Below are 12,166 nucleotides of genomic sequence, written 5' to 3' on the forward strand. Positions count from 1 at the left end.
CGAATATAATAAATTTTTTTGATAAGTCCATCCTTTAATCATGGATGAAAGAAAACCCGGACTTGAATTTTTTCAATTATTATCTTAACTTTATTGCTTGTGCGATCCCTTAAACAGGAAACAACTTGCTTTTGCAGCAGATTAAATTCAACACCGCAATATGATGCATACCACCAGTTTAAAGGTTTATAACTGACTTATTAACTTACACATCAAATAACACACATAATGAAAACACGTTTATCCGTTTTTTTACTGGCCATAATGGCAGGATTAGCCATGTATGGTCAGGAGCACCCTCTGTGGCTACGGTATCCGGCCATTTCACCTGATGGGAAAAGTATACTGTTCAACTACCAGGGTGATATTTATAAGGTCTCCTCATCCGGCGGTCAGGCTGTTCCTTTGACGCTTAGCGACAGTTATGAATATTCAGCGGTCTGGAGCCATCATGGCCGGGAGATAGCTTTTGCATCTGACCGTTGCGGCGACTTTGATGTATACATCATGCCATCTTCTGGTGGGGAAGCCAAACGGCTCACCTTTCACTCCAACAATGAAACACCGAGCGATTTCAGTATTGATAATTCAAGCATCATCTTTTCTGCCGTCAGGCAGGACAGGGCAAGCAATGTTCAGTTTCCGTCAGGTGTTATGGCTGAGTTATATGCAGTTCCTTCCAAAGGAGGCCGGGTGGATCAGCTGCTCACCTCACCTGCTCACGATGCGCGGTACAGTCCGGATGGGAAAAAACTCATTTTTCACGACCGCAAAGGGTATGAAAACGAGTGGCGCAAACATCATACTTCGGCAGTAACACGCGATATCTGGGTATACAACACCGATTCAAACACCTATAAGCAGTTATCTACCTTTAAAGGAGAAAACCGCAATCCGGTTTTTGATAAAAACGGAGATGACTATTACTTTCTTAGTGAGAAAAGTGGTTCATTTAATATACACAAAAGTTCACTGAGCCATCCTGAATCGGACAAACAGCTGACACAGTTTAAAAATCATCCGGTCCGGTTCCTGAGTAAAAGTGATGATGGAAAGCTCTGTTTCAGTTACCACGGAGAGTTATATACCATGAACTCTGACAGTGAACCTGAGAAAGTATCTGTTTCTGTAGCATATGACGGCAGACAAACGATTCCGGAAAATGTGAAGGTAAACAACAGCTTTACGGAATCCGCTATCTCTCCCAATGGTAAAGAATTTGCGTATGTGTTCAGGGGCGAAGTATTTGTAAGCAGTATTGAACACGGAACCACCAAACGGATCACCAATACACCCTACCAGGAACGCAGCGTAAGTTTCAGTCCCGATGGAAAATCACTGTTGTATGCTGCAGAAGTTGACAGCAGCTGGAATGTGTATAAAACATCCATTGTACGCGAAGACGAACCTTATTTCTTTATGAGTACCGTTTTGAAAGAAGAACCTGTTATTGCCACAAAAGCAGAAGAATTTCAACCGGCATTTTCACCGGATGGAAAGGAAGTAGCCTATCTTCAAAACAGAACGACGCTAATGGTGGTTAATCTGGAATCCAAAAAAACGAGGGTTATCCTGCCTGCCAAATACAACTATTCCTACTCTGACGGTGACATGTGGTACCAGTGGTCACCGGACAGCAAATGGTTCCTGGTAAATTACGGCCCCAAAGACCGGATGTTCTGGCCTGAAGTCGGATTAATAGAGGCTTCGGGAGAAGGCACACTTCGAAACCTTACTAAAAGCGGTTATGAAGATGTGATACCAAAGTGGGCCATGGATGGTAAGATGATGATCTGGCTTTCCACCAGGGAAGGCAATAAGGGCGAAAATGGTTTTACAAACGAAGGCGATGTTTATGGCATGTTCTTTACACAAAAAGCCTGGGATCGTTTTAACCTGTCCGAAGAGGATTACGAACTGCTGAAGGAGAAGGAAGAGAAAGCAAAAAAAGAAGATGAAGATGACAAGAAAAAGGATAAAAAGAATAAAAAAGATAAAGAAGAGGTTGAGGATCTGAAATTTGACTGGGACCATATGATCGACCGGAAAAAGAAGCTGACGGTGAACACCTCATCCGCTGCGGATTTTCTTTTATCCGGGGATGGGGATAAACTTTACTACCTTACAAAATTCGAAGGGAAATATAACCTTTGGGAAACGGAACTGAGAACAAAAAAGACGAAGGAATTTGCCAAAATCGGTGGAAGCCGTGTGAGTATGGATCTGTCAAAGGATGGTGATTTCATTCTTGTCCTTTCTGATGGCAAACCTATCAAGGTGGACACCAAGGATGGTAAAACAAAGAATATCAGCACCAACGGAGAAATGGTCCTGAAAAAGGACCTGGAGCGCCGATACATTTTCGATCATGCCTGGCGGCAGGTCAAAGAAAAGTTTTATGTACCGGATATGCAGGGTGTGGACTGGGCATTCTACAAAGATGCCTATGAAGGATTTCTTCCATACATTAACAACAACTACGATTTTGCTGAAATGCTGAGCGAAATGCTGGGTGAACTGAATGCTTCTCACACCGGAAGTGGATACCGGCACCAGGATCCGGAAGGTGATAAAACAGCATCCCTTGGCCTGCTGTATGATTATAACTGGAAAGGCAACGGAATAAAAGTTGCTGAAGTGCTGCAGGAAGGCCCGCTCAACAAAGCGGACTCAAAAGTTAAAGCAGGTAACATCATTGAAAAGATGGATGGTGTGGCCATAACGCCGGATATGGATTTTTATATGCTGCTGAACCGGAAAGAAGGTCAGAATGTATTGCTGTCGATCCTTGATCCTGAACGTAAAAAACAGTGGGAAGAAGTTGTCAAACCCATTTCACTCGGTGCTGAAAATGAATTGCTGTATAAGCGATGGGTAGATACCAGGCGTACCGAAACTACAAAGCTTTCGGAAGGGAAACTGGGTTATGTCCATGTCAGAGGCATGAACGATGCCAGCATGCGGACCGTAATTGAAGAAGTGCTTGGCCGGTTTGTGACGGCAGATGCGCTGATTGTGGATACCCGCTTTAACGGAGGCGGAAACCTGCATGATGTATTATCCGATTTTCTCACCGGTAAAAAATATATGGAGATTATACCACATGGTCAGAATATTGGTTATCAACCATGGAACCGTTGGGTAAAACCGTCTATTGTGCTGATGAGCGAAAGTAACTATTCCGATGCTCATCTCTTTCCGGTGGCTTATAAAATAAAACATGGCGGACAAACACTCGGCATGCCTGTTCCGGGAACCGGAACATTTGTGTGGTGGGAAACACAGATTGACCCTACCCTCTATTTTGGCATTCCAATGGGTGGCTGGAGACCAGTGGGTGATACAAAATTTTTGGAAAACAATCAGCTCGAACCGGATATCAAAGTCAAAAATGAACCCGGTAAAATGGCTGATGGCCGGGACCAGCAACTGGAAGAAGCTGTAAAGGTTATGTTGAAGAAATAAAAATAAATGCGAAGAAGCTGTCCAAAAAGTAAAATCTGTATAAGTTTTACTTACGGATTGTTAGTAGCTTTTTAAAAACTACCCCTAAATCCCCTAAAGGGGACTTAAAGCCTCCCACTGTAGAGAGTCCCGATAGCTATCGAGGATGGAGGGGTAATAGAAGGATCACTATCAATTTATAAGTTCCTTATATTCTTATTTGCCTTTTTGGACAGCCTCTTCGTGTATCCTTTATCATCAATAATCAAATGTTCCTTCGCTGCTCATATTAAGCAGAAAAACATCACCCATATCTTCACTGTGATTATCAACAGCTTCTTTTGAATAGGAATAGGTTACACCGACCACAACCATACCTTTATCTGTCAGTTGTATCTCACTGGCAACATCCATATTGACACCACCATATGTTTTCTTCCATAATATGGTTCCTGAAGCATCTGTTTTCATCACCATCAAATCCATCTCAACCTGTGAACTCTCACCGCCATCGGGATCTATGGTTCCGCTGATGAGAAAACTGCCATCCTCTGTCTGTACGATTGAAGATGCACCGTCAATGCCGTTTTTTCCATAAATCAGTTCAGACATAACAGCCCCTGTTTCAGATAATTTAACAATCAGCAAATCGGAACTGCTGTTGTTTAAGTTGTATTTGTTACCCACAGCAACATAATTTCCATCCTGTGACTGAATAACCTCTGCGATGCCATCATCCTTGGTTGAACCTATTGTTCGCTCCCATGTCAGCTTTCCGCGTGAATCAGTTTTGAAAACCCAGGCATCCTGCATCCCATAATCTACATTTACATCACCATTAAACGAATAGGTAATGCCGCCTATGATATATCCACCATCAGAAGTTTCATGAACAGAATTTCCGATATCGGACAGCTTTCCACCATAACTGTGCTGCCATTCCAAAGAACCTTCACTGTTAAGCTTTATCAGCCAAACATCCTCTGACCCTTTATTTCCGGTAACATCACCATCATACGACCGGGATGATCCGGCAACAATATATCCCCCATCCCGGGTATTGGAGATGTAATTTGCACCATCATCGGAGGTTCCTCCAAAGGTCTGCTGCCAAATCACGTTGCCATCAGCATCCAGCTTCACAATCCATACATCACCTGAACCATTATTAAATGCTATATCTCCGTCTATCGATTGCGTTTTTCCGGCCACGACACATCCGCCATCAGACGTAAGACAAACGCTGTTAAAGACATCATCGTTGCTCCCTCCGAGATTATGCTGCCAAAGCACCTGTGACCTTTTGCTGAGTTTTATGATCCAGGCATCCTTTTTGCCCTTATTATCATAAAGATTACCTTCATTAGATGTTGAAACACCGGCAATAAGAAAGTCTCCGGTACCGGTCTGTTTTACGGAAAAACCTGCATCAAAATTAATTCCACCGAGACAGGTATAGAAAAACTCATCATTTACCACTTTAAATTCTTTTTGTTCGGAATAATGAATGCCAGTGCTGTTTTCAAGAAACGCCCTTACATAATAGGTCCTGCGGTACTTGAGCCGCTCAATCCTGTAACTTTTATCGTAATAAATCCGGGTCGTTACATCTTCTCCTTCCACTTCCGGAAACTTTTTTTCCGAATAGACAAACCCTTGCTGAATAACCTCCTGGTCACAACCGGGAGCTGCAATACTTAAATGCACTCTTGCACTATTTTCTGTGATTTCTGTGATGCTGTCCACAGATAAAACCGGTAATTCAGCACATGGCTCTGATTTTTCAGTACACGATGACACAATTATTCCGGCAAGAAATAAACAGGTTATAATTTTCTTCATAAAGTAAAATAAATTAAATCAACGGGTAAAAATAAGAATTTTGTTCTGATAAGCGACCGCAATTGCTTATTTATACACAGTTTAAAAGAAGCTGTCCCAATAGTGTTATCAGAATTATCTTTACTCACTATCGAGGATGGAGGGGTAAAATAAAGGTTGCGTACAATTTATAAGTTCAAAACATTTTTGTTTGTCTTTTTGGACAGCCTCGTAGTACATGAAGAAATAAGATATACCTGGAGATTCAGAAGGTTTATAGCCTTATTTTACGGCAGAGCTTTCTGTTTTACAGAGCCCGATACCTGTTATTCTAGACTCTTTCAACAAACCGGATGCCGGTCAATGATTAGAATTCAACTGAGTGTTAACCCGGTTGTATTTTTTCAGGTAAAACAACATTGCATCTGTCCCTACCATTTCAACACCAGCAGAGAAACCGCCTGGCCCGGCAGATCAACCGAAACAGAAAGCTCACCGTTTTTTACACGTACAACTTCAGCCTTTTCATACTGCTGAAGCTTGCCCGCTTCCTCAAGTATGGCGTACTGCTCATCCGTTGGCTGTTGTGGCGATCCCATTGTTTTCCACACCTCGTAGGCATTGCTGTGATCCTGATCCACCCTGTAACGGGTGAGAGCAGCCTTTTTTGCCGGCACCCCCTGCAGATTAACCAAAATATGTTTTGCCGGTGTAATCTCATTTAAATCATGGTAATTCCATAGCATTACCGTAGCCGTGGAATCGTTTATTGTTGCCATGGCATTAATATCGCGTGCCTCACCCCTTACACTGGAATCTCTGACTGTGATATAATTATATGCCAGATTGCCGCTCACCTCCACCCGGTTACCCTGCATCATGCCAAACATCCGGAAGATATTCAGCACAGGTTTATCGATGCCATTGGTTGCCAGATCGCGGTAGCCATTAAAAAAAGGCTGATCTTCAAACTCAAAAGCCCAGGTAACAATGCCCCGAAGGTTCACATCAAAATGATCCATTAAGTCATAAATCCGGCTGAATGAAGCTGCGGTGTAACTGCTGTACATGGTTCCGTTCCTGTATGCATTCGAAGGATAATCCTGCATGGAACAGGCTGCGCAGCCTTCAGGATCACATTCGCCAATTATGATCGGTGTGTTTTTATATTCCGGGTAAGAAGCGACCACTTCAAAACCTTTGGAGACGTCCCTTAATTGTGTCCCCATATTCATCAGGATCACACTATCCTGCAGTCGGGGTCCTCCTTTGGCATGAAAAGCGATAAAATCAACCGGTGAGCCTGTGTTCCCTGTCTTATAGTTAGTACCTTTAGAGGTATGATCCAGAAAGGCTCTCAGGAACTGTTCAGCCTTGTCCCACGATGGTCCGGTTGAGTGCGGGCCACCCATTACTGCAGTTGGCAGTGCACGTTTTACGGCATCGGATGTATAATCGTACAGTTTCAGATATTCTTCAGTCGTGCCCTGCCAGTACCCAATATTGGGTTCATTCCATAATTCCCATAACCAGCTCTCCACTTCAACCTTTCCATAGCGGTCCACACTGTGTTTAACCCATTGAAAAACAAGCTCAGCCCACTTTTCGTAATCCTTAGGCGGATAAGCCCAACCGGTATATATTTCGTTATATGGCGCTCCGGGACGCCATTTGTGCTGGTAGGGTTCCGGCTTTACTGAAAGCGCTTCCGGCATAAAGCCGATCTCAACAAGAGGTTTCATACCCCGCTCTACGTAGGTATCAAAAATCCGGTCGACTATCGTCCAGTCATAAACAGCATTTCCGTTTTTGTCTTCCGTATAGGCATTGGACGATCCCCACTTCAGTGCCGGTGTTCCATCACCTGTTGACAACAGGTTATGGGCCCTGACATAGACCGGCACAGGACTCAGATCTGCCAATTCAGAAAGCAGTTTTTTGCCATCCTTCATATAGGTATAATTGGGTTCATCGTACCCAAACATGGCCCAGGCATTGCTTACGGGGCCTGTTACCCGGTAGAGATTGACGTCAATGTTCACGTCTGCCTTTTGTGAAACCTCCTGACGACAAGCCGGCAGTGAAACAAAAAGCAATAAAACAAAAATGATATGTATGGATTTCATCATATAGGATTTTCAGTTAATTAATTTCCAAAGGATCTGTTGTTGTCCATGCTCAGGACCAGTATATCAGCAGAACCTTTACGGTGATTAAATACACCATGTTCATCACTGGAATAGGTGGTTCCGGCTAAAATATACCCATTTTCGGTGGCGAGCATTCCCGAAGCAATCTCAAAATTCGACCCGCCAAAATTCTTTGTTTGAAGCAAATTACCTGACTCACTGATTTCAATCATCCACATATCCCGGTTACCAAAAATCTTTTCCACATCATAGCCCTCTTCTGTAGCGGCACCACATATTATATAGTTTCCGCTACTATTCTGAATTACACGCTGGGCTCCGTCTTCGGCACTGCTGCCATATGATTTGGTCCATTCAGTGCTTCCATCTGCTGAAAACCTGGCAACATAAAAGTCAGAATTGCCTGTATTCTCTTTGTCATTAAAACTTTTAAACGAGGCGCCAACAGCAAGATAGCCTCCGTCATCGGTCTGTACAATATCATATGCAATGTCGTCCAGACTGTTACCAACACTGTTTCGCCATATTATTTCGCCACTGTCGTCCAGTTTTATCACCCAGAAATCTTTGGCTTCGGTGGTGCCTGTAACATCACCATTCGCTGATTCAGATGAGCCGGCAATAATAAAATGACCGTCCGCAGTTTGTTTTATTGCAAAAGCCTCATCATCCAGACTTCCGCCGATCATACGTTGCCAGATCAGTTCACCTGAAGCATTCAGTCTGATAATCCAGAAATCATTTTTTCCATGATTCCCTGAGGCATCGCCATCTGCCGAAGAAGAATAACCAGCCACAATGCAACCCCCATCATCTGTCTTAGCCACTGATGTTGCCACATCATCCATCCCTCCTCCCAGCAGTTTCTGCCAGATCAGCTGACCGGTAATGTCTGTTTTGATTATCCAGTAATCGTTGCCTCCTTTATTGGTCTGTGTCCGGTTATCTGTAGAGTTAGAAAAACCAGCAATATAATATCCGCCATCAGCAGATGGACAAACATCCGTAGCTGTTTCATCACCATTTCCGCCAAAAGTCTCCTCCCACTTAATCTGTCCGTCATCTCCTATTTTCACCATCCAGAAGTCCTTATTTCCAAAATTGTGTTCAACATCACCATCTGTGGATGAAGTAGATCCGACAATTATGTAACCGCCATCCGTTGCATAACAGATCTGATTTGCACCATCTTCACCTGTCCCGCCAAGACAATTAAAATAAAGACCTTTTATGAATGCCTGAAATGTTTTTTCCTCAGAATAATATATCCCATCTGATGTTTTACAATACATCCGGACGAAATACCGGTTATATTTTTTCACATAAGCCACTGCAGAGTCTGCACTACTTTTAACGGTTTTAACCCCGGTTGCATTCAATACCGGATTTGTCTCTTCAGATACCAGAAATCCCTTTTCAATTATTTCACTTCCAGGCTCTGCAAGAACCAGATTGCCATAAAAAACGGCTTTTTCTCCAGTTATGGTCACAATGCTATCCAGTGTTAACGCAGGTGGTGTTGATACTGTTGGTTCTTTTTCAGAACAGGCAAATAGTATTACAAAAAACAAGCTGATCAAGGGGTACAATATATGAATTCGATTTTCAGACATCCGGATAAAAGTTAGAAATCTAAAATTATATAAAATTATCCTACCATCAAAAACTAAAAAAGGAGCCCATTGGGCTCCTTTAAAAACTACCGGTCAGGTTATTTTATTCTTTTATTATCACATCATGTGCACCACCTTCCACGATACTTGTTGACGATACCAGTGTGATTTTGGCTGTGTGCTTCAGTGCTTCAATCGAAGTAGCACCGCAACTGCACATGGTGGAACGAATTTTCCCAAGTGTCACTTCCAGGTTATCGCGCAGTTTTCCGGCATAAGGCACGTAGCTGTCCACGCCTTCTTCAAACTTCAGGTTTTCACTGCCCCCCATATCATAGCGTTGCCAGTTTCGGGCACGGTTTGAACCTTCGCCCCAGTACTCCTTCACATAATTTCCGTTGACCATCATTTTACGTGTCGGGCTTTCATCGAAACGGGCAAAGTAGCGCCCCATCATCAGAAAGTCCGCTCCCATGGCCAACGCAAGCACCATGTGGTAATCCTGCACCAGGCCTCCGTCAGAGCAGATCGGCACATATACACCGGTTTTTTCAAAATACTCATCACGTGCTCTTGCCACATCAATAATAGATGTAGCCTGGCCACGGCCGATACCCTTCTGCTCCCGTGTAATACAAATGGAACCACCGCCGATTCCGACTTTTACAAAGTCAGCACCGGCTTCTGCAAGAAAAAGGAAACCATCGCGGTCCACCACATTTCCGGCACCCACTTTAACATCGTCACCATATTTTTCCTTGATATACTGAATCGTCTCTTTCTGATAATCAGAGAATCCGTCTGATGAATCCAGACACATCACATCCACACCGGCTTCAATTAATGCCGGAACACGTTCTTTAAAATCACGGGTGTTGATACCTGCTCCGACCAAAAGTTTTTTGTTGGCATCGCTCAGTTCCAGCGGATATTCTTTATGGCTGTCATAGTCCTTTCTGAACACGAAATACTGCAGGTTCTGATCTTTATCAATTATAGGAAGGCTGTTGAGTTTATGTTCCCAGATAATATCGTTGGCTTCTGTAAGTGAAATGCCGAGCTGACCGGTGACCAGTTTTGAGAAAGGAGTCATGAACTCCTTCACTTTCTTATCCATCGGATCACGGCTTAAGCGGTAATCACGTTCGGTAACCACACCGAGTAATTTGCCGTTTGGTGTGCCGTCATGTGTTATCCCCGTTGTAGAATGCCCGGTCCGCTGTTTTAACTCAATCACATCCTTAAGTGTATCATCCGGCGTAAGATTGGAATCGCTGATGACATACCCGGCTTTATACTTTTTAACCCTGCGAACCATATCGGCCTGATCTTTAATAGGCTGTGACTGATAGATAAACGATAGTCCGCCATTTCGTGCCAGGGCAATGGCCATGTTATGATCACTAACAGACTGCATGATTGCAGAAACGACAGGAACATTGAGTTCCAGTTCCGGTTGCTCTCCTTTTTTAAACTTGGTCAACGGAGCTTTTAACGATACCTGATCCGGAATGCAGGCCTTGGTTGTTCTGCCCGGAATCAGTAAGTATTCACTGAATGTTCTCGATATTTCTTCTAGGAAAATTGCCATTTTGTACCACCTTTTGAATAAAAATTGCGCAAAGTTAATATAACCTGTATAATTCACCAAGTATTATGAATTATTGGGAAACGAAGTTATGACATTTAGCAACGAAAGTAAAGTTTAACGGGTCAGGTAAAACGTTAATTTATAAACAAAAGATTAAAAACGGATCAAAATACCGGATCATCCGTAACCGAAACAGCAATATGGCTATTTATATTCTTACTAAATTAACGTGAAACGTCATTTTTTCAAACAGTTTGCTGCCCATTTAAAAAGGTTGGTTTCAAAATTTTGCTATTTTAGCCACAATATATCTAACACGAAACATCATGCAGGAAAATTATTTTAAAACATATCCCAACGAAGAGGGATATTTCGGAGAGTATGGTGGTGCATTTGTTCCGCCAGAAATAGCAGAAGAGATGAAGAAAATCAATGACGCCTACTTCTCCATCAGTAAATCGCACAAATTTATATCCGAATTAAGAAGCATCAGAAAACATTACCAGGGAAGGCCAACGCCGGTATACTACTGTAACCGTTTATCAGAAAAATACGGAGGCCGCATCTACCTGAAGCGGGAAGATCTTAACCATTCCGGCGCCCATAAGCTTAACCACTGTATGGGAGAAGCGCTTCTGGCAAAATACATGGGTAAAAAGAAACTGATAGCCGAAACCGGAGCCGGACAGCATGGTGTGGCACTGGCAACAGCTGCTGCCTATTTTGGCCTGGAGTGTGAAATTCACATGGGCGAAGTTGACATCGCCAAGGAACACCCGAATGTGGTGAGAATGGAGATTCTGGGTGCTACAGTTGTTCCGGTAACACATGGCTTAAAAACCCTTAAGGAGGCTGTGGATTCAGCGTTTGTAAAATATCTTGAAGATCCCATTAACTCTATTTATTGTATTGGTTCTGTTGTGGGGCCTCACCCTTTCCCGATGATGGTACGCGATTTTCAGCGGGTGGTCGGCATTGAAGCCAAAGATCAGTTCGTGGATATGACCGGTGAGCTGCCTGATCATGTGGTGGCCTGTGTTGGTGGCGGAAGCAACGCCATGGGATTATTCTCTGCTTTTCTTGATGATGATGACGTTACAATATGGGGCGTTGAACCATCCGGAAGGTCATTGGATCCGGGCGAACATGCCGCAACCATGACACTTGGAAAGCCCGGTGTTATTCATGGTTTTAAATGTCTGATGCTGCAGGATGAAAAAGGAGAACCTGCACCTGTTTATTCCTGCGCCAGTGGTCTGGATTATCCGGGGGTCGGTCCGGAACACAGCATGCTGAAAGAGCTGAAAAAGGTAAACTACGATGTGATCAACGATGCTGAATGTATTGATGCCTTTTATGAACTGAGTCGTCTGGAAGGTATTATTCCGGCTCTCGAAAGTTCGCATGCAGTGGCTTATGCCATTAAACTTGCTCAGAAATATCCGCAAAAATCCATTCTGGTTAACCTCAGTGGCCGTGGTGATAAAGATCTCGACTATGTGGTTGATACCTACGGATTACCGGAAAACAGAAAAAAATAAATTTCT

The 12,166-nt window shown here is 43.4% G+C and carries 6 protein-coding genes; 2 read left to right on the forward strand and 4 right to left on the reverse strand.

The window, feature by feature from the left end; genetic code table 11:
* The first annotated feature begins 228 nt into the window (after positions 1-228).
* Complete coding sequence (locus ACE1EF_RS04630; RefSeq protein ID WP_375719450.1) at positions 229-3,465, forward strand: S41 family peptidase; 3,237 nt, start codon at positions 229-231, stop codon at positions 3,463-3,465.
* Between the two features lie 237 nt (positions 3,466-3,702).
* Here the strand turns inward: ACE1EF_RS04630 and ACE1EF_RS04635 are convergent, their stop codons facing one another.
* The 4 genes from ACE1EF_RS04635 to ACE1EF_RS04650 form a co-directional block, all read right to left on the reverse strand.
* Positions 3,703-5,286: a hypothetical protein gene (locus ACE1EF_RS04635; RefSeq protein WP_375719451.1), complete on the reverse strand. Its 1,584-nt coding sequence runs from the start codon at positions 5,284-5,286 to the stop codon at positions 3,703-3,705.
* Positions 5,287-5,696: 410 nt separating this feature from the next.
* Positions 5,697-7,394 (reverse strand): GH39 family glycosyl hydrolase, encoded by a 1,698-nt coding sequence (locus ACE1EF_RS04640; RefSeq protein WP_375719452.1) that lies wholly within the window; start codon positions 7,392-7,394, stop codon positions 5,697-5,699.
* Positions 7,395-7,411: 17 nt separating this feature from the next.
* Positions 7,412-9,028 carry a hypothetical protein gene (locus ACE1EF_RS04645; RefSeq protein ID WP_375719453.1) on the reverse strand — a complete coding sequence of 539 codons (1,617 nt, stop codon included), beginning with the start codon at positions 9,026-9,028 and terminating at the stop codon, positions 7,412-7,414.
* 103 nt (positions 9,029-9,131) lie between these two features.
* A complete protein-coding gene (locus tag ACE1EF_RS04650) occupies positions 9,132-10,619 on the reverse strand; it encodes an IMP dehydrogenase (protein WP_375719454.1) in 1,488 nt (495 codons plus the stop codon).
* Between the two features lie 326 nt (positions 10,620-10,945).
* Between ACE1EF_RS04650 and trpB the strand changes: the two genes are divergently transcribed.
* Positions 10,946-12,160 (forward strand): tryptophan synthase subunit beta, encoded by a 1,215-nt coding sequence (trpB, locus tag ACE1EF_RS04655; RefSeq protein WP_375719455.1) that lies wholly within the window; start codon positions 10,946-10,948, stop codon positions 12,158-12,160.
* Positions 12,161-12,166 lie beyond the last annotated feature (6 nt).

Origin of the sequence: Quyinboa sediminis (assembly GCF_042219855.1) — a bacterium.
Classification (GTDB): domain Bacteria; phylum Bacteroidota; class Bacteroidia; order Bacteroidales; family UBA5342; genus JBHJHP01.